The organism is [Micrococcus luteus] ATCC 49442 (genome assembly GCF_010367585.1).
Classification (GTDB): domain Bacteria; phylum Actinomycetota; class Actinomycetes; order Actinomycetales; family Micrococcaceae; genus Arthrobacter; species Arthrobacter luteus_A.
In genome coordinates, this window is the sequence record NZ_JAAAXP010000001.1 from 1,938,164 (window position 1) to 1,956,627 (window position 18,464).

The 18,464-nt window shown below is 65.2% G+C and carries 15 protein-coding genes, 1 tRNA gene and 1 pseudogene; 6 read left to right on the top strand and 11 right to left on the bottom strand.

The window, feature by feature from the left end; translation table 11 throughout:
- Positions 1–19: 19 nt before the first annotated feature.
- Together GUV69_RS08630 and GUV69_RS08635 are read right to left on the bottom strand one after the other, a co-directional pair.
- On the bottom strand, positions 20–1,345 hold the full coding sequence (locus GUV69_RS08630) for an AI-2E family transporter (RefSeq protein WP_164201497.1): 1,326 nt from the start codon (positions 1,343–1,345) through the stop codon (positions 20–22).
- A gap of 40 nt (positions 1,346–1,385) precedes the next feature.
- The gene (locus GUV69_RS08635) at positions 1,386–2,345 is read right to left on the bottom strand and encodes an aldose 1-epimerase family protein (RefSeq protein WP_164201498.1); all 960 of its coding nucleotides are present in this window, start codon (positions 2,343–2,345) and stop codon (positions 1,386–1,388) included.
- A 134-nt stretch (positions 2,346–2,479) separates the two neighbouring features.
- On the opposite strand from GUV69_RS08635, the gene galT reads away from it, so the two are divergent.
- Together galT and galK are read left to right on the top strand one after the other, a co-directional pair.
- Positions 2,480–3,643: a galactose-1-phosphate uridylyltransferase gene (galT, locus tag GUV69_RS08640; RefSeq protein WP_164201499.1), complete on the top strand. Its 1,164-nt coding sequence runs from the start codon at positions 2,480–2,482 to the stop codon at positions 3,641–3,643.
- Positions 3,640–4,788: a galactokinase gene (galK, locus tag GUV69_RS08645; protein WP_164201500.1), complete on the top strand. Its 1,149-nt coding sequence runs from the start codon at positions 3,640–3,642 to the stop codon at positions 4,786–4,788. Before galT ends, galK begins: the two co-directional genes overlap by 4 nt.
- 116 nt (positions 4,789–4,904) lie before the next feature.
- On the opposite strand, the gene GUV69_RS08650 is transcribed toward galK, so the two are convergent.
- A complete protein-coding gene (locus GUV69_RS08650) occupies positions 4,905–5,813 on the bottom strand; it encodes a Bax inhibitor-1/YccA family protein (RefSeq protein WP_164201501.1) in 909 nt (302 codons plus the stop codon).
- 428 nt (positions 5,814–6,241) lie between these two features.
- On the opposite strand from GUV69_RS08650, the gene GUV69_RS08655 reads away from it, so the two are divergent.
- From GUV69_RS08655 to GUV69_RS08670, 4 genes are read left to right on the top strand one after another with little or no spacing between them, the layout of a single operon-like run.
- Complete coding sequence (locus GUV69_RS08655; protein WP_370590722.1) at positions 6,242–7,579, top strand: branched-chain amino acid ABC transporter permease; 1,338 nt, start codon at positions 6,242–6,244, stop codon at positions 7,577–7,579.
- Between the two features lie 12 nt (positions 7,580–7,591).
- On the top strand, positions 7,592–8,563 hold the full coding sequence (locus GUV69_RS08660; RefSeq protein WP_164201502.1) for a branched-chain amino acid ABC transporter permease: 972 nt from the start codon (positions 7,592–7,594) through the stop codon (positions 8,561–8,563).
- Positions 8,560–9,561, top strand: coding sequence for an ABC transporter ATP-binding protein (locus tag GUV69_RS08665; protein WP_164201503.1), 1,002 nt, complete (start codon positions 8,560–8,562; stop codon positions 9,559–9,561). Before GUV69_RS08660 ends, GUV69_RS08665 begins: the two co-directional genes overlap by 4 nt.
- Complete coding sequence (locus GUV69_RS08670) at positions 9,558–10,331, top strand: ABC transporter ATP-binding protein (RefSeq protein ID WP_164201504.1); 774 nt, start codon at positions 9,558–9,560, stop codon at positions 10,329–10,331. The genes GUV69_RS08665 and GUV69_RS08670 overlap by 4 nt, the downstream gene beginning before the upstream one ends.
- Positions 10,332–10,407: 76 nt before the next feature.
- Here GUV69_RS08670 and GUV69_RS08675 read toward each other — a convergent pair whose 3' ends face one another.
- The 8 genes and pseudogenes from GUV69_RS08675 to GUV69_RS08710 all read right to left on the bottom strand — a co-directional run bounded on the left by GUV69_RS08675 (position 10,408) and on the right by GUV69_RS08710 (position 18,435).
- Positions 10,408–11,748: an ABC transporter substrate-binding protein gene (locus tag GUV69_RS08675; protein ID WP_164201506.1), complete on the bottom strand. Its 1,341-nt coding sequence runs from the start codon at positions 11,746–11,748 to the stop codon at positions 10,408–10,410.
- A gap of 234 nt (positions 11,749–11,982) precedes the next feature.
- Positions 11,983–12,056: transfer RNA gene (locus GUV69_RS08680), tRNA-Leu, on the bottom strand.
- A 23-nt stretch (positions 12,057–12,079) separates the two neighbouring features.
- Complete coding sequence (locus tag GUV69_RS08685) at positions 12,080–13,021, bottom strand: N-acetyltransferase (RefSeq protein ID WP_164201509.1); 942 nt, start codon at positions 13,019–13,021, stop codon at positions 12,080–12,082.
- Positions 13,022–13,159: 138 nt separating this feature from the next.
- Positions 13,160–14,650 (bottom strand): NAD(P)/FAD-dependent oxidoreductase, encoded by a 1,491-nt coding sequence (locus GUV69_RS08690; RefSeq protein ID WP_164201511.1) that lies wholly within the window; start codon positions 14,648–14,650, stop codon positions 13,160–13,162.
- Between the two features lie 34 nt (positions 14,651–14,684).
- The gene (locus GUV69_RS08695; protein ID WP_164201513.1) at positions 14,685–16,061 is read right to left on the bottom strand and encodes a S8 family serine peptidase; all 1,377 of its coding nucleotides are present in this window, start codon (positions 16,059–16,061) and stop codon (positions 14,685–14,687) included.
- A gap of 34 nt (positions 16,062–16,095) precedes the next feature.
- On the bottom strand, positions 16,096–17,043 hold the full coding sequence (locus GUV69_RS23185) for a Ppx/GppA phosphatase family protein (RefSeq protein WP_164201516.1): 948 nt from the start codon (positions 17,041–17,043) through the stop codon (positions 16,096–16,098).
- Positions 17,040–17,724: pseudogene (locus tag GUV69_RS23190) on the bottom strand (DUF501 domain-containing protein). Before GUV69_RS23190 ends, GUV69_RS23185 begins: the two are co-directional and overlap by 4 nt.
- Before the next feature lie 15 nt (positions 17,725–17,739).
- Positions 17,740–18,435: an FtsB family cell division protein gene (locus GUV69_RS08710; RefSeq protein WP_164201518.1), complete on the bottom strand. Its 696-nt coding sequence runs from the start codon at positions 18,433–18,435 to the stop codon at positions 17,740–17,742.
- Between the last annotated feature and the right edge of the window lie 29 nt (positions 18,436–18,464).

Here is an 18,464-nt window from a genome sequence, read left to right on the forward strand (position 1 = left end):
CCGGCGGACGGCCCACGGGTCAGGCCGGGCCCTCCGGATTGGATGCGTCTGTGCTGGCTGCGGCGTCCTTGCCACGGATGGACCTGCCGCCCGGCAACCGGACTTCCCTGATGGTGCCATCAGTATCCGGGCCAAGCGTCACCGGCCCCTCGGGGGTTACCAGCACTTGTTCATGTTCCCATGTTCTGGCAGCGATGTAGCGAATTGCGGAGTTTGCTACGGCGAGAATGGGCACGGAAAACAGCGCCCCGGGAATACCCGCCAGATATGAACCTGCCGCCACACTGAGGATGACCGCCACCGGATGCAGGGATACGGCCTTGCCCATCACCAGGGGCTGCAGGATGTGGCTCTCCAGTTGCTGGACCAGGAGCACGATAGCCAGCATGATGAGGGCGTTGATCGGGCCGTTGGCCACCAGCGCCAGGAGAACGGCGATGGCACCGGTCACCAGGGCACCCACCACCGGAATAAAGGAGCCAATAAACACGAGCACGCTCAGTGGCAGCGCCAGCGGGACACCGATGATCGCCGCTCCGACGCCAATGCCCACGGCGTCGACAAATGCCACAAACATCTGGATCCGTGCATAGCTGACCATGGACGCCCAGCCCTTGCGCCCGGCGCCGAACGTGGCTGCGCGCGCCTTCTTCGGCAGCAGCCGCACAATGAATGCCCAGATCCTGTCGCCCTCGAGCAGGAAAAAAATCAGGATGAAAAGGGCCAGCACCAGCCCGGCCGCGAAGTGGCCTGCAGTGCTGCCAAAGGACAGTGCCCCGCTGAGGATACTGCTGCTGTTCTCCTGCAGGGCAGCTGTGCCTTCTTTGAGGTATTGGTCGATCTGGTCCGCCGTCAGGTGCAGCGGCCCGTCGGCCAGCCAGTCCTGGACCTGCTTCACGCCGGCCAGCGCCTGAGACCAGAGCTCGCCGAACCCTGAGACCAGCTGGCGCCCGACGAGGGCGAGGGCACCAGCGATCAGGCCAAGGAATCCGACTACCGTAATGGCTACCGCGGCGCCGTTGGGCAGCCTCTTGCTCCGCAGCCAGCGCACCACGGGGCTGAGCAGCCCGGCCAGAAGCGCTGCCACCATCACGGGAATGATCAGGAAGCTGATCCGGCTCAGCAGCCAGATCAATGCTCCCCCCACCACCAGGATGAGCCCGATCCGCCACGCCCACGAGGCTGCAATACGGACCCCGTACGGGATGTCCTGCTCAAGCTCCCGGTCCGCCTTGATGCGGGGCGCACGCGATTCAGCACGGGGCGTTTCAGCAGGCCGGACCGGGTCCGGTGCCTGCAGGCCCGGGGTTGAAGTGGATGGATTGGCGTCCTCGGCTGGCGTCATAGCCTAATACTTCCGCAGGCATGGGCCTTATGCGAAACGGCTACCCGGCATCGCGCAGATCAGCATCGATCCCCCAGGTCATGGTGAACGATTCGCCCGCCGGGAGCCATCGCAGTCCGTCACCCGAGTTGAAGGCGTTGGCCGGACCGGTCATGGGTTCAAGCGCCACAGCTTTGGGCCTGCCCGGGAACTGGGTTGTGACGAAGACATGGACGTAACCGCAGGACTCGTCCTGCCACAGCGTGACGCTGCGGCCGTCCGGAGCGCTGAGCGTGTGGCGGGCCGAACCGCCGTCGAACGCAAGGTCCGTCAGGGCGACGTCCACGTCGAGGTCCCCCACACGCCGGCCGGCACGGAGGTCGCTGTCCCCGCTGACGGGCTCCGAACTCCGCGGGATCAGCCGGGAGTCCGCCACAAGCCGGGTGCCTGCTGAGACAGTCAGCGTCAGGTCGTCCATGTCCGCGTCACCCAGCCGCACGTAAGGGTGGGCCCCAAGGACGAAGGGCGCCGGCGCATTGGAATCGTTGATGAGCGTCTGGCGGACCTCCAGGCCAAGATCCTCAGCAAGGAGGTACTGCACGCGGTGCCGCACCAGGAACGGATAACCGTGCTGGGGGAACACGGTGGCCTCCAGGGTCACCGAATACTGCGACTCCTCAACGAGGCTGTAGGCGGAGTTGCGGAGCAGCCCATGGCTGGCGTTGTTCCGCGAGACCTCGGTAATGTCCAGCTGCTGCTTCTTGCCGTCCAGGTACCAGATCCCGTCCTCCACGCGGTTCGCCCAGGGGGCAAGGGTGATTCCGGCGGCGCCGGGCGAAATCTCGGCATCGCCATAGGTTTCGGTCAGCTGTACCCCTGCCCGGGTGTAGAGCCGCAGGCCGGCCGCGAGCTCAGTCACGACGGCCAGTGCATCATCCCTGCGGAGTTCGTACTGCCGGCCGGTGGCGTAGGTCTGGAATCCGGACGGAACACTGGCGTTCGGGGTTGCGCTCAAAGTCATGAGCACCACCGTACAGGGGCCCGGTGTGTCCTGCCATCGGGACCCTGCTTGTTACATTTTGTTTGAAACTCTTCCTTTTTGAGCGAAACGTGAAATGATCGATGCAAACACCATCCACGTCAAAGGACCCAGTCATGACAGGCATCACCAGCACCCGGCTCGCCGACGGCCGGGAGCTCATCTATTTCGACGACGGCGGGTCCCTCGCCGGCACCGTCCGCACCGCAGCTGCCGCCACCGACCGCCGGGAGCTCCCCGAGCGGGGGGCGCCGGGCGAAGTCCGCTTCGATGCGCTGACGGACGAATGGGTGGCAGTCGCCGCGCACCGGCAGAGCCGGACGCACCTGCCGCCCGCCGACCAGTGCCCCATCTGCCCCACCACCGCGGACAATCCGTCCGAGATTCCGGCTCCGGACTACGACGTTGTGGTGTTCGAAAACCGCTTCCCTTCACTGGGCCCGGCAGTCGGGCACATCCCGGCATCCCCTGCCTGGGGAACCACCGGTCCCGCTTACGGTCGGTGCGAGGTGGTATCCTTCACCCCCGAGCACACGGGATCGTTCAGCGGGCTGACGGAGGCCCGGGCCCGGACTGTTATGGAAGCATGGGCACACCGCACCGAGGCCCTCAGCAAACTGCCCGGCGTGCGCCAGGTGTTTCCCTTCGAGAACCGGGGAGCCGATATCGGCGTCACACTGCACCACCCCCATGGCCAGATCTACGCGTACCCCTACATCACGCCGAGGGCTAAGACCCTCGGCGTCGCGGCCCGGAAATTCTATGACGGGGCCGATGGCCGGCAGACGCTGACAGGATCACTGTTGCAGGCCGAACGCGAAGACGGGAGCCGGATGGTCATGGAGGGAGAGAACTTCAGCGCCTATGTGCCGTTTGCCGCCCGGTGGCCGCTGGAAATCCACCTTGTCCCGCACCGCCAGGTGCCCGACCTCGCCGCGCTGAGCGGCGAGGAGAAGGACGAGCTGGCGCACCTCTACCTGGACCTGCTCAAGCGGCTAGACGCGTTCTACCCCACACCCACCCCCTATATCTCAGCCTGGCACCAGGCACCCCTGGACGATCTGCTGCGCCCGGCCAGTTATCTGCACCTGCAGCTGACATCCCCCCGCCGGGCAGCGGACAAGCTCAAGTACCTGGCCGGCTCCGAGGCCGCCATGGGCGCCTTCATCAACGACACCACCCCGGAAAGCGTGGCTGAAAGGCTGAGGGCAGTGACTGTTCCCGCGTCCGCAGGCAGCGTTGCCCCCGTCCGAACCCGGCCGGAAGGTGCGCTCGCATGAGCGCGGCGGAACTTGCCGGGCGGTTCGAGCGGGAGTTCGGCACGCCTCCCGACGGCGTCTGGCAGGCACCGGGACGTGTCAACCTCATCGGCGAACACACCGACTACAACGAGGGCTTTGTACTCCCGTTCGCCATCGACAAGACCGCACGCGTTGCCGTGGCAGTCCGGGCGGACTCCACGGTCCGGATGCTGTCCACCTACGGCGACCAAGGCCTGGTCACTGCCGATCTCGCCGCCTTGGAGCCAGCCTCCGCGAAGGGCTGGACGAAGTATCCGCTCGGTGTCATCTGGGCCTTGCAGCAGCGCGGCATCCCCGTCCCGGGCCTGGACCTGCTGCTCGATTCCACCGTGCCGCTGGGCGCCGGGCTCTCGTCCTCGCACGCCATTGAATGTGCCGTTATCTCGGCCCTCAACGAACTGACCGGAGCGGGGTTGGAACCGGAGGAGATGGTCCTCGCTACGCAGCGTGCCGAGAATGACTTCGTGGGCGCCCCCACGGGCATCATGGACCAGTCGGCGTCCCTCCGCGGCTCCAAGGGTCACGCGGTGTTCCTGGACTGCCGCGACCAGAGCGTCGAACTGGTGCCCTTCGACGCCGAGTCCGCCGGGCTCGTGATGCTGGTGATCGACACCAAGGTGTCCCACTCCCATGCCGACGGCGGCTATGCGTCCCGCCGCGCCTCCTGCGAGCTGGGCGCGGAGCTGCTCGGAGTCAAGGCTCTCCGCGATGTCCGGGTTGCAGACCTGACGAGGGCCGAAGGCCTCCTGGATGAGGTCACCTACCGGCGGGTCCGCCACGTGGTGACCGAGGATGAGCGCGTACTGCAGACGGTCGGGCTCCTCGCCAGCGACGGCCCCGCCGCCATCGGGCCGCTGCTCGACGCCAGTCACGTTTCCATGCGGGACGACTTCGAAATCTCCTGCCCGGAACTGGACCTGGCCGTCAGCGTCTCCCGCGCCAACGGCGCTATCGGCGCCCGGATGACCGGCGGCGGTTTCGGCGGCGCAGCAATCGCCCTCACGCCGGTGGCGGCTGAGCAGCAGGTGCGCGCCGCCGTCGTACGCGCTTTCGCGGAAGCCGGCTATACCGCCCCGGAGATTTTCACGGTGACTCCTGCGGCTGGCGCGATGCGCATCTCCTAACCGGCGGGCACGCCAAAAGGGCTCCCATCCGTGCGTGCTGCACGGATGGGAGCCCTTCCAGTTATGTGAACCGGACGATTATGTGAACCGGACGACGGCGGACGCCGCCGCGGGTGCTAGTCCTCGCCGCGGAGAATGGCCAGGACGCGGATGATTTCCACGTAGAGCCACACCAGGGTGACCGTCAGGCCGAATGCTGCGGTCCAGGAGAAGCGCTGCGGCGCACCGGCCTGGACGCCGGCTTCGATGCTGGTGAAGTCCATCACCAGGGAGAACGCGGCGAGGCCGATGGCGAGGATGCCAATGACGACGCCGATAATGCCGCTGCGCAGGCCGAACGGTTCCGTGGTCATGCCGGTCATCATCATGACGAGGTTGACCAGGGAGAAGACGGCGTAACCGATCAAGGCGATCATAAAGAACTTCATGGCCTTGGGCGTGGCACGTACCTTGCCGCTCTTGAACAGCAGCAGGGTCACGGCGAAGACGGACAGGGTGCCAATAACAGCCTGCAGGCCCACGCCCGGGTACGCGAGGTCCAGTACGCGGGTGAGCCCGCCGAGGAACAGGCCTTCCAGCCCTGCGTAGGCAAGGATCAGAGCCGGCGAAGGCTGCTTCTTGAACGTGTTCACCAGGGCAAGGACAAATCCGCCCAGGGCGCCGACGATCATCAGCATGCTGGCAAGGCTCATGCTGACGAACAGGGTCACAGCCGCGCCTGCCAGCAGCACGCCAAGGCAGGCTGTGGTCTTGACGATGACGTCGTCATAGGTCATCCGGCCGGTGTCCGCGGGGCCCGCGGCCGGCTGGTTGTACATCTGCTGCAGCTGCTCGCTGGTCATGCCCTGCTGGCCGTAGCCGGCCTGGCCGTCCATGACCTGGCCGGGTGCGCGGCCAAACGACTGCTGTCCGTAGGGCTGCTGGCCGTACTGGGCCTGGCCGTAGGGCGCCTGCGGGACACGCGGTGCCTGCGTTGCTCCACGGAAGTTCTTTCCGTTGAAGATCGGGTTTCCGCCAAGTGCCATTGCTGGTGTCCTCCAAGTAAAGGGTTGAGTCGTGGACTACTAGCCACGCTACCAATATCTACGCATTTACGCGCCGATAAGTTCCCGCATGCGCAGGGCTGAAACCCAACCGTGATGAGCTGCCGGGGCTGGCGGACCCGGCAGTCCCTCTGTTGCCCCGCTGAGGAATACCAGCAAACACCTTAAGTTTCTTGGCGAACACATTGCCAAGACGCAATGGGCTTGCCGCAGTTGTTATGCGATCGCGACCGTACGGGCTTCTCCGAGCCGTAAATTTGGCGCTGACGCGCTGTAACATAGGCCACACACGGTGACGGATATCACAATCAGGCCCCAACAAACCTGCGCACCAGCGCTATCCGTCCCGTGACGTTTGCAGCGGTTGCAAGGGAGCACCTTGGCCACCCCCCAAGTGGAGGTTTTTCAATTTGAGAAGTACACCCAAAGGCCCGCCGCACCGGCGGCAGCCGGGATTGCTGAGAATCATAGGGGCCGTCTTTGGCTCCGTGCTGGCAATCCTGCTCGTCGTCGCTCCGGCGTCACTGGCCACTTCCCCGTCACCGGCACCATCCCCGTCGGCCACAAGCTCTCCATTCAGCATCAGCGGGTTCCTGCGTAACGCGGGCGCACCCCTTCCAGACGTAAAGATCAGTGTCTCCGGCGAAGGATTCGAGGGTTCCACCACCTCCAACGCCAATGGCTCCTGGACTCTCGGAGTACCGAAGTCCGGCACCTATGAAGTGGAGCTGGATGAATCCACGCTTCCGGAAGGTGTGGCACTGGCGGAGGGTCAGGAAAACCCGCGGCAACTCGCCTTCGGCCAGACCTCAAACCAGACCACCATCTTCACTTTCGGTGCAGGCATTGTTGTGCAGGAGGGCAACTTCGCGCAGGACCTGACCAACAGGCTGGTTGCAGGCCTGAGTTTTGGGCTGCTGCTCGCCCTGGCCGCAGTAGGCCTCTCGCTGATATTCGGCACCACGGGCCTGACCAACTTTGCGCACGGTGAAATGGTCACCCTTGGAGCCGTCCTGGTCTTCGCCTTCAACGCCATGGGCCTGCCGTTCTGGCTGACCCTGATCCTTGCCCTGCTGGGCGGAGGACTGGTGGGCTACGTCCAGGACGCCGGCCTGTGGAAACCGCTCCGGGGCCGCGGCACAGGACTCGTCCCGATGATGATCGTCAGCATCGGCCTTGCCCTCGCCGCCCGCTACGTGATCCTGTTCTACTTCGGCGGAGCCACCGAGCAGCTTCCGGGAGCGCAAAGTGCCGAGATCCAGCTGGGCCCCATCTCCGTTTCCCCGAACAACCTGTGGTCCCTCATCATCAGTGCCGTCGTCATCCTGGTGGTGGGACTGGTCCTGATGAAGACCCGGCTCGGCAAGGCCACCCGGGCCGTTGCCGACAACCCTGCGCTGGCCGCGGCCTCCGGCATCGACGTGGACGCAGTCATCCGCATCGTCTGGGTTGTGGGCGGCGTCCTCGCCTCTCTGGGTGGAATCCTGTGGGCGTACTACCGTCCCGGTGTTTCCTTCAACATGGGGTCACAGATTCTCCTCCTGATTTTCGCCGGCGTCACACTGGGCGGCCTCGGGACCGTCTTCGGTGCCCTCATCGGCTCCATCGTGGTGGGCATCTTCACCGAACTGACCACAGTCTTCGGTGCCCCGGCAGACCTCAAATACGTCATCCCGCTGGGCGTGATGATCCTCGTCCTGCTGATCCGGCCGCAAGGCATCCTGGGTCGCCGCGAGCGCGTGGGATAGGAAGGACCAATCATGGATTTTGCAGCTATTCTGTCCAACGCCTTCGGCGAACTCATCAGCCCTACTACCGCCGCGTATGCACTGGCCGCTTTGGGCCTCGCGGTGCACTTCGGCTACTCCGGTCTGCTCAACTTCGGCCAGGCGGGATTTATGGCCGTGGGCGCCTATGGTTTCGCCATCTCCACGCTGACCTTTAAGGCGCCCTTCTTCCTGGCCCTTCTCATCGCCGTCGTGGCAGCAGCAATCTTTGCGCTGATCCTCGGCATACCCACCCTCCGCCTGCGGGCCGACTACCTTGCCATCGTGACCATCGCTGCGGCCGAAATTGTCCGCTACCTGGTCACCACCAACGGCTGGACGGCTGTCACCGGCTCGGCCAACGGCCTCGCGGCCTTTGAAGGCGGGTTCTTCGACATGAACCCCTTCCCGCCCGGGGATTACCCCTTGGGCATGAACAACCGCGACTTCTTCATCCGGATCGTGGCGTGGGTCGTGGTGATCGTGGCGGGCGTCCTGATCTGGCTCCTCATGCGCAGCCCCTGGGGCCGGGTCCTGAAGGGCATCCGGGAAGACGAGAACGCTGTCCGGTCACTGGGCAAGAATGTGTACGCCTACAAGATGCAGGCGCTCATCATCGGTGGCGTCCTGGGCGCCCTGGCCGGAATGATCTTCACCCTGCCCCGCGGTGCCATCCAGCCGGCCAACTACGGCACTGAGCTGACGTTCTTCCTGTGGACCTGCCTCCTGCTCGGCGGCATGGCCACCGTCCTGGGCCCTGTCATTGGGGCCATGATCTTCTGGGTGGTGCTGTCACTGACCCAGGGCATTCTCAGCGGACTGATCGAATCGGGAATCATCACCTGGCTGTCCACCGTCCAGGCGGGTCAACTCCGGTTCATCCTGGTCGGTATTGCCCTGATGCTGCTGATGATCTTCAGGCCCCAGGGTGTCTTCGGTAACAAGAAGGAGCTTGCATTCGCATGAGCGAGCAGAGCGCAGTATCAAAACAGGAAAACGTCGACTTCATGACCGACACCCGGCCCATTGCAGCTGACGAAACAGGGCCCGGCTGCAGGAAGCGGGATCCGATCGTTGTGGCCGAGAACATCAGCCGCAGCTTCGGTGGCATCAACGCCGTGGATGTGGAGTACCTCGAAATTCCGCGGCACAAGATCACCGCCCTCATTGGACCCAACGGCGCCGGCAAAACCACGCTGTTCAACCTGCTGACGGGTTTTGACAGCCCCAACTCCGGCAAATGGCAGTTCGAAGGCCACAGCATCGCCGGTGTCTCCTCCTACAAGCTCGCCCGGCTGGGCATGGTGCGGACCTTCCAGCTGACCAAGGTCATGGGCAAGCTCACGGTTATGGAGAACATGCGCCTCGGCGCTGCGGACCAGCCCGGTGAGCGGCTGTCCAAAGCCCTGTTCAAGGGCATGTGGGGCGGCCGCGAGAAGGAAATCACCGCGCAGGCCAATGTCCTCCTGGAGAAATTCAAGCTCGACGCCAAGAAGGATGACTACGCCGCTTCCCTCTCCGGAGGCCAGCGCAAGCTGCTGGAGATGGCGCGTTCCCTGATGGTCCGGCCGAAGCTCGTGATGCTGGACGAGCCCATGGCCGGCGTGAATCCCGCCCTCACCCAATCCCTGCTGGACCACATCAAGAACCTCAAATCCGAAGGCATGACGGTCCTGTTCGTCGAACACGACATGAACATGGTCCGGCACATCGCCGACTGGGTTGTGGTGATGGCCGAAGGCAAGATTGTCGCCGAAGGCCCGCCCCCCGAGGTCATGAAGAACCCCGCCGTCATTGACGCCTACCTTGGCGCCCATCACGACGTCGACCTGGGCGACGCCGAAGGCATCAAGGAACTCGAAGCCGAACTCGAAGCGGATGAAGAATCGATCGTCGGCACAGAAAACGCCGGGATCATCGCCCCGGAAAATGTGGCCCGACTGGAAGAGAGGGACGGAAAATGAGCGCAACCAGCGCAGCCCCCGCCGCGAATCCGGCACAGTCCGACAACGCCGTTGTCACAGTCAAGAACCTGGTGGCCGGCTACCTTCCCGGCGTGAACATCCTCAACGGCTGCAGCATCGAGGCCCGGAAGGGCGAGCTGATCGGGATCATCGGTCCCAACGGAGCCGGCAAATCGACGCTGCTGAAAGCCATGTTCGGGCTGGTTAAAGTTCATTCAGGGACCGTGGTTGTCCGGGGCAAGGACATCACCGGGCTCAAAGCCAACAAACTGGTCAGCCAAGGCGTGGGTTTTGTCCCCCAGAACAACAACGTGTTCGCCGCACTGAGCATCGAGGAAAACCTGCAGATGGGCATCTACCAGCGGCCAAAGGCCTTTGCCGAGCGGTTCGACTTCGTGACCAGCCTCTTCCCTGAACTGGGGAAGCGCCGCGCCCAGCGGGCCGGTTCCCTCTCCGGCGGCGAACGGCAGATGGTGGCGATGGGTCGGGCCCTCATGATGGACCCGGCGGTCCTGCTCCTGGACGAGCCCTCCGCGGGGCTGTCCCCCGTCAAGCAGGATGAGACGTTCCTCCGCGTCCATGAGATCAACCGGGCCGGCGTATCGGTAATCATGGTGGAACAGAACGCCCGGCGCTGCCTGCAGATCTGTGACCGCGGCTACGTCCTGGATCAGGGCAAGGACGCGTACACCGGCACGGGCCGGGAACTCATGAAGGATCCGAAAGTCATCCAGCTGTACCTCGGCACTCTCGCAGACGAAGTCGGCTAGCCACACAGCCCACGCACAAAGGAACCCCGCCCGGATGAATCCGGGCGGGGTTCCTTTGCCTCACGAGGAGCCGGTCTTAGAGCTTGCCGAACTCTTCCTTTACGAGGGCGATGGTGTTGTCTTCCTTGTACTCGTAAACGCCGATGGTTGCCTCAGACGGGTCACCGCTGTCCGCGAAGGTTACCGGACCGGACTGGCCATCGTAGTCAATGTCCTTGTCCGCCCGCAGCAGCGTCACGCAACTGGCGAAGCTGAAGCACTTCTCGCCGTCCTTGGAGACGGCCTGCAGCTGCTTGGCGATGTCCACACCCTTGGTGCTCTTGGCAGCTTCTGCCGCGAGGGCGATGAGGTTGGCCGCGTCCCAGCTCTCACCGGCGTAGATGAAGTCCTTCAGGGCCGGGTCAACAGCCAGCAGTTCCTTCTTGAAGTCCTCACCGGCTGTGGTGCCCGGAATGGTGCCGTGGGCCTTGGTGAGTGTGCCGGGTTCGAAATCCTTGCTGTAGTCGACAGTGTTGCCGTCCACCATGAAGATCTGCTCGGCCTTGATGCCCTTGCCGGTCAGCAGCGGGATGATGCTCTTGCCCTGGACAAAGGAGATAACGGCGATGGCATCCGGCTTGGCGGCGATGACCTTGTCCACCTGGGTGCTGAACTGCGAATCGCCTTCGTTGAACAGCTCTTCGGCAACAATCTTGCCGCCGGCCTTCTCAAAGGATTCCTTGAGCTTGGTGCTCAGCCCGGTGCCGTAGGAGTCGTTCAGCACCAGCATGCCCATGGTCTGGGCGCCGCAGGAGGCTGCGTAGTTGCCCAGCACCGAGCCCTGCAGGACGTCTGAAGGGGCTGTCCGCCAGTAGAGGCCCTTGTCATCCCAGTTGGTGAAGTCCACCGATGTGTTCGCGGGCGAGAACTGGACCACGCCGGCACCGGTGATCTGGTTGATGACCGTCTTGGAAACACCCGAGGAGGCAGCGCCGATGATGGCACTGACGCCCGCGCTCAGGAGGTTGTTCACGGACTGCGTTGCCACGTCGGTCGTGGTGTCGCCGGAGTCACGGTTGATGACCTCGATGGGCTTGCCCAGGACGCCGCCGGCCTCATTGATCTGCTTCACAGCAAGGCTGACGCCGGCAATCTCGGGCGGGCCGAGGTAGGACAGCGCGCCGGTGGTCGGCAGCAGCGTGCCGATCTTGAGGGGGGTGTCAGTGGTGGTTGACGATGGCGGCACGTTTCCCGACGCTGGGATCACCGGCGCCTTCAGTCCTTCCGAAGGAGCCGGGCAGGACAGGCCTGCCGGCTTGGTCGTCGTGGTCGCCGTCGGGGTGGAGGTACCACCACAGGCAGTGGCCAGCAGGGCGACACCTACGCTGAGAGCGGTTAGCTTGGCAACGCGTGGTGCCGCCGGGGGGAGTGAAATCATTGACAATCTCCTGGATCGAAAGGTGCGAACGGCCTTTGATGCGGATGATCAGGTGTTCCTGATTTAACTTCAAGCTAGTGCATATACGGTGCGGATATAAGTGACTGAGGTCACATCCTCATAACAGTCGTTGCATATGCGAAATCAACGGACACAGCGGTCCCTTCATGTCCGGATGATGCTGGATCCCGTGCGGGCGTCACGGGGAGAACACTGCGCCGAAAGGAAAATGTGTACCCCAGGTGGGACTCGAACCCACAACACGCGGATTTTAAGTCCGCTGCCTCTGCCAATTGGGCTACTGGGGCGCCCGGTCAATGGTATCCCGTCCTCAGCCTGCCAGTGGTGCGGCATACCGGAAAGTCCCGTGAACCCCGCCTGGCCAGAGCGCCAGCGGAAGCAGCTGGAAGTGCTCGCCCCAGGAGTCCTCCGGCGGCAGCACGCCAAACGATGCTGCCGGGACAAAGCCAAACCGCGGGTAGTACTCCGGGCTGCCCAGGAGGGCTATGCCGCCCTCCCCCGCCGCATTCGCCCTGGCGATGGTTTCGTTCATGAGGGCGCTGCCGATCCCGTGACGCTGCAGCCTGGGCGTAACACCGATGGGCCCGAGCCCCAGGAGCCCGTAGTCGCCCACCCAGCCGCGGGTGCTGATCACGTGGCCGACTATTTCCTCATCAAGCACGGCGACGACACTGAATTCGGGAAGGTATTCCGCGCATTCGAAGAGTTGCCGAAGTACCTCGACTTCAATCGGCTCCCCCTCCACAGGCAGGCCGGTGACGGGAGAGATGGCGAACGCTTCGGCTGTCAGTGCGAGGATCTTGTCCCTGTCCGCTGCCGTTTCGTTCCGGAGCACCAGCTCGGGCCGTGGCTGGTCCCGGCTTGCCGCCGACACTTCATGGAGGACTTCGAGTGCGCGCGGGGCGTCTGCCACCGGCACCAACAGATGATCATGGTGGAAGCCTGCCAGCACGTTGCAGCTGATCCTGGCATCCGTCAGGGCCTTCCCGACGGCGGCAGTCAGGCCAACAGCCTCCAGTTCAGAGTGCACTTCCAGGGTGATCCAGGCTGCCACAAAGTCGTACGGCAGCCCCAGGCTGTCCGCGGTCGCCCGGGGCAGGACCACCGTCAGGCCCTCGGCTTCACGCACCGCAGCCTGGATCCCCGGCTCCAGCGGCCTGCCGTGCGGCCACAGGACGTAGACGTATTCGCCGTCCCGAAGCACGGGATGCAGCGTTGCGAGCAGGGCCTGGAGGTTCGTTTCGCCAGTCATCCTGCCAGTCTAAAAGGAAGACGGGCCCTAAAACGAAGAGAGCCGGGAGACGCCTACGGCGGCCGTCCCCCGCAGGGGACAGCCGCCGTCGGGCGTTACAGAAGAGAGTGCGCTACTCAGGTGCCAGGTGCGGCTAACCTACTTGGCGTCTGCAGTGACTGACTGCTTGGGGTCCACGCTGGTCGCAGCAGCGGAGCCGGGCTTCGCTGCTGCGGCTGCCACCTCAGGTGCCGCGGGGGCAGGGGCTGCTGCCGGCTTGGGCGCCGGGGTGGCCGCAGCGACGAAGGCGCCGCGCGGGTTGTCGAGGTCGATGAGCTGGGTGGTGTCGCGGCCCATAAAGAACGCCAGGATCCAGCCCATGATGACCCGGATCTTGCGCTCCACCGTGGGCATGGCCATCCCGTGGTAGCCGCGGTGTGCAAGCCATGCCAGCGGGCCCTTCAGGCCGACGCGGCCGACGAGGCTGATGTTGGCAACACCCTTCCACTCGCCGAAGCCGGCCACGGCACCAAGGTTCTTGTGCTTGTAGTCCTTCAGCGGCTTCTCCCAGCGGGAAGCCCACAGGTTCTTGGCGAGGCGCTTGGCCTGGCGCAGGGCGTGCTGGGCGTTCGGGACGCAGGTGCCGTCCGGCAGGCCGCTGCCCGTGAGGTCGGGCACTGCGGCGATGTCGCCGGCGGCCCAGGCGTTCTCGATGATGCCTTCATCACCGGCGATGCGAAGGTCGGGGAGGACGCGGACGCGGCCGCGCGGCTCCAGCGGGAAGTCGGAGGAACGGATCATCGGGTTGGCCTGCACACCGGCAGTCCAGACGAGCGTGTCCGCTTCGAATTCCTGGGCAAGGGTCTTGTCCGGGAGGTTGATGAGCTTGAGGTTGCCTTCGGCGCTGTCCAGTGAGGTGTTCAGCAGGACCTCGATGCCGCGGCTGCGGAGGTGCTCCACAACCCACTCGGCCTGGGGTGCGGTGACCTCGGGCATGATGCGGCCCATGGCCTCAACCAGGACGAAGCGGACTTCCTCCTGTTTGATGCGCGGGTTGTTCTTGACCGCGGCGCGGGCCAGGTCTTCCATTTCGGTGATGCATTCGATGCCGGCGAAGCCGCCACCCACCACAACGAAGGTCAGGGCCTTGGCGCGGGCGGCGGGGTCCGTGATGGTGGACGCAGCTTCGATCCGCTCGAGGACCTTGTTGCGCAGGGCTACGGCCTCTTCGATGGTTTTCAGGCCGATGCCCTTGTCCGCGAGTCCCTTGATGGGGAAGGTGCGGGTGATGGCGCCTGCGGCCACCACGATGTCAAAGTAAGGGATCTCGATGTGCCCTCCGCCGTCCGCGGGCGCCACAACGGCGGTGCGGTTGGCGTGGTCGATCGAGGTGACGCTGCCCTGGATAAGTTCAGTCTGCTTGAGGTGCTGGCGGTGGGAGACCACAGCGTGGCGGGCCTCGATGTTGCCGCCGGCCACCTCGGGCAGGAAGGGCTGGTAAGTCATGTAAGGCAGTGGATCCACGAGGGTGACGATGCCACCGGCATTCGCGATCTTCTTCTGCAGTTTGAGTGCTACGTACAGGCCGACGTACCCGCCGCCGACGACGAGTACCCTGGGACGGTCCTGGAGCTCTGGGGTGGTTGCCATGATTTAAGAGTACAGCACTTTGTGAAAATCTTCACTAACTGCGTTTGCCGCCGGATTCGACCGTATCGACGACTCCGGTATCCGGGTCTTCGCCCGCTAATCCGGGGTCCCGGGCCGCCCTGTGCAACTGGAACGCGGCCGCGGTGATGACCGCCACAAACAGCAGGGCAGAACCGATAACAACGGCGCCGCCTATGGCGCTGTCCCGCTGGGACGGCGCCTTCGCTACGGGCACCGTGGGATCGGGCAGCGTGGGGATGGCGCTCGCCACTTCAGAGCTGGGTACGGGGGCCGGGGTGGCCAGGTTCCCGCGCCGGTGGACCCGGATCCAGTCGGAAATGGAGCCGAGCGGGTTGACTGCCGTTTCGGCGACAGAGTCCTTCAGGGCGGCCTCGGCATTGAGTACACCGAAGCCGTACAGCGGGTCCTTTCCCGCAGGGCCGGCGTCCTTGGCTGTGCTGACGATCCTGTTGATGACCTGTTTGGCGCTCATGTCGGGCCACTTGGACCGGATCAGGGCCGCAACGCCGGCCACGATGGGGGCCGCCCCGGAGGTGCCGGCCCATTCGGCATAGCCGCCGCCGGGGAGTCCGCCGAGGAGGTTCTCCGCCGGCGCCGCCACACCGATGCTGATGCCCTGAGAGGATGAGTCGACGCTCGCCGCCCCCTTGCGGTCCAGCCCGGCCACCGTCAGGACGCCGGGAATGGTGGCGGGCGCGCCCACCTGCAGGTTGCCGCCTATCCTGTTTCCGGCCGCGGCAACGATCACAACGTCTTTTTGCTCGGCGTAAAGGAAGGCCGCGTCCCAGCTTTGGGGCCACTGCGGAGTGGTGCTGCCCAGGGAGATGTTGATGACCCTGGCGCCGTTGTCCACTGCCCAGCGGACAGCCTCGGGGATCTGGTCCTGATCGTTCTTTCCTGCAGGATTGGCCGAACCCAGCCAGGTGGAGACCGACAGGATTTCCGCCTCCGGTGCCACCCCCACAATGCCGTCCGGGCCGACGGGCGAGGCAGACGGGCTAGGTGAAGCCGACGGGGTGGCCGGCTGGTGGCCGCGCCCCGCCAGCATGGTGGCCACCAGCGTGCCGTGTTCGGGTTTGATGCCAAGGATTTTCTGTCCGTTGGCGGTGCCGGCGCCCGAGGCGTCGTAACCCCCGGTGACAGCGCCCTTGAGGTCGGGGTGTCCGGCTTCCACGCCGCTGTCGATCACTGCGACCTTAACGCCGGCACCCTTGGAAACCTCCCAGGCCTTGGTGATTCCGGACTCAGCCAGCCAGTGCTGCTTATCCCGTACCTCGTCGGCCTGTGCGGCGGGCGCGAACGCCAGTCCGGCGGCCAGGCTGACGCTTGCGAGGGCCATCGCCAGGAGTGCCGAGGCGGTCCGGTGGAACCGGGCTGTTGCTCTGGTCATGCGGCTCCCCCTGTTGGTGCGCTGATGCCCGGAATCAGTTGAGGCTCAGGGCAATACCATCAAGAATATCGTGTTCGCTGGCAGTGGCTGTGACGATCCGCCCCGCGCTGAGTGACTGCAGCCGCTCCAGGATCCGGCCCCACACCAGCCCGCCGGCACCCATCACGTCCACCCTGCCCGGGTGCATGTACGGCAGGCCGGCACGTTCTGCCCTGGTCATGGCCAGGAGGTCGGCGGCGGCTGCGGTGATGGTGGCAATCGGCAGTTCAGCTCCATGGATCGCCGCCGGGGAGTATTCCGGCAGGCGAAGGGCATGGGCTGTAATGGTGGTAATGGAGCCTGCAACGCCGACGACGGCGGTGGCGCGTTCCAGCGGAACGTCCACCCCCGCGCGGGTGATGGCGGCGTCGACGTCGGCCTCTGCGGCGGCGATCTGTTCCGCAGTTGGCGGGTCGCTATGCAGGTGCCGTTCCGTCAGGCGGACGCAGCCGATGTCCACCGACTTGGCGGCTGTGACACCGTTGGGGGTGCCGAGGACGAACTCAGTGCTTCCGCCGCCGAGATCAACCACCAGGACCTGATCGCCGTCGTGGACAGGCAGGACGCTGCTTGCCCCTGCGAAGGACAGGGCGGCCTCTTCGTCGCCGGAAATGACCTCCGGCTCGACGCCCAGCAGATCCCGGATTCCGTCCACAAAAACATGGCGGTTGCGGGCATCCCTGCTGGCCGAGGTGGCCACAAAACGTACAGACTCCGCGCCGTGTTCGCGGATCAGCGCGGCGTAGTCGGCCGTGGCCGCGAACGTGCGCTCCAGCGCCTCCGGGGCCAGCTCACCTGTGGCATCCACGCCCTGGCCCAGCCGGACAACACGCATTTCGCGGACCACGTCGGTCAGTTTGGCCGTCCCGTTGCTGCGGTCCACATCGGCGATGAGCAGGCGGATGGAGTTGGTGCCGCAGTCAATGGCGGCGACGCGGGTCACGAACCGGCTTCCGGCGCGCCGGCGGTTTTGCGGACCGGGGCGGGACGGCCCACGATGTCCGGCAGGCCCTGCGGTCCGTGCCGGCTCAGGTCCCGGGAGGGGGCTTCCCCGGCAGTGTCCCAGGCGCCCCCGCAGTAGCAGCGGTCTGCCGTCCACCATTCGCTGATGCCGGCGATGGCTTCGTCGCCCAGGGGGTTCACGCCTGGCCCGGCAGCCAGGGAGTGCCCCACCAGTACATGCAGGCACTTGACGCGCGTGGGCATGCCTCCGGCGGAGATGCCGTCGATTTCCGGGACCCGCCCCTATGCCCGCCCGCTCGCCGATGCCGGCCCGGGCGGCGAGGTAGTCCTCGTGCGCAGCACGGTAGGCAGCGGCCAGCGGCTCATCCGCGGTGAGCCGCTCATTCATCTCGTTCATCAGCCCGGCAGCTTCAAGCCTCGAGACTGCAGAGGTGATCACCGGGTGGGTCAGATAGAACGTGGTGGGGAAAGGCGTGCCGATCCCCAGCCGCGGTGCGGTGGCAGCCACCAAAGGGTTGCCGCATACGCAACGCGCCGGGATTTCGACGACATCGCGCACCGGCCGTCCCAGTTGCCTGCTGAGTACTTCAAGATCATGTGCTGATGGCTGGCGGGATTTCTCCGGCTCAGGTGCCGTACGTGCTTCCACTGGCGCGGCCATCCTTCCTCTGGTGGTTCAGTCTGTGGCCGCGCGCCGGACGGACTCCCACAGGGAATCCACCCACGGCAGATCGGCGGGGTCTTGCGCTGCTGCGGCGTTCTGGCTACTGCCGGTTCCGGCCGGCAGTTCGCTGCCGAAGACCCAGTAGCCGGTTTCGCCCGGCATAACCATGTTAATGCGGTCGCGGGCCTGCTGTTTCACATAGTTGGGATCCTGCCAGCGCGAGATCTGCTGGCGCAGCCTGTCCCCCTCCACCTGGCGGGCGGCGATATCGTCGCTGAGGGCGGCGAGCTCGGCGCGTTTGTCGAAGAAGATCTTGACGGTGGGAGCGAGCATGATGGTGATGGCAATCATGACGACGGCGAGTGCCAGCATACGTCCGGAGAAGGCCTTGGCAGGTATTGGCTGGGCGTCGTCCTGCGCTTCCCCGCCCTTTGTGGTTCCGCCGGCAGAAGCGCTCCCCCCGGCTTTGGCGGCGGGCGATTCTTTCGCCGGTGTGCCTCTGGTGGCTGCGGTGCCCGCGGCCCCCCTGGCCCGGGTCACGCTCGGTGGCGTGTCTTTGGTGTGGGCGCTGCCACTGCCCGCACCGCTTTGCGTCCCGCCAAAGTCGGCGCGAATGATGTCAGCCGTGCCGGCTGCTTCCCCGGTGTGGTCCGATGCGGACTTGCGCGTGGAAGCGGCCTTGGGAACTTTGGGACGGCGGGTAGCCATGACACTCCTGAAACGTGCGGTCTGCCTCG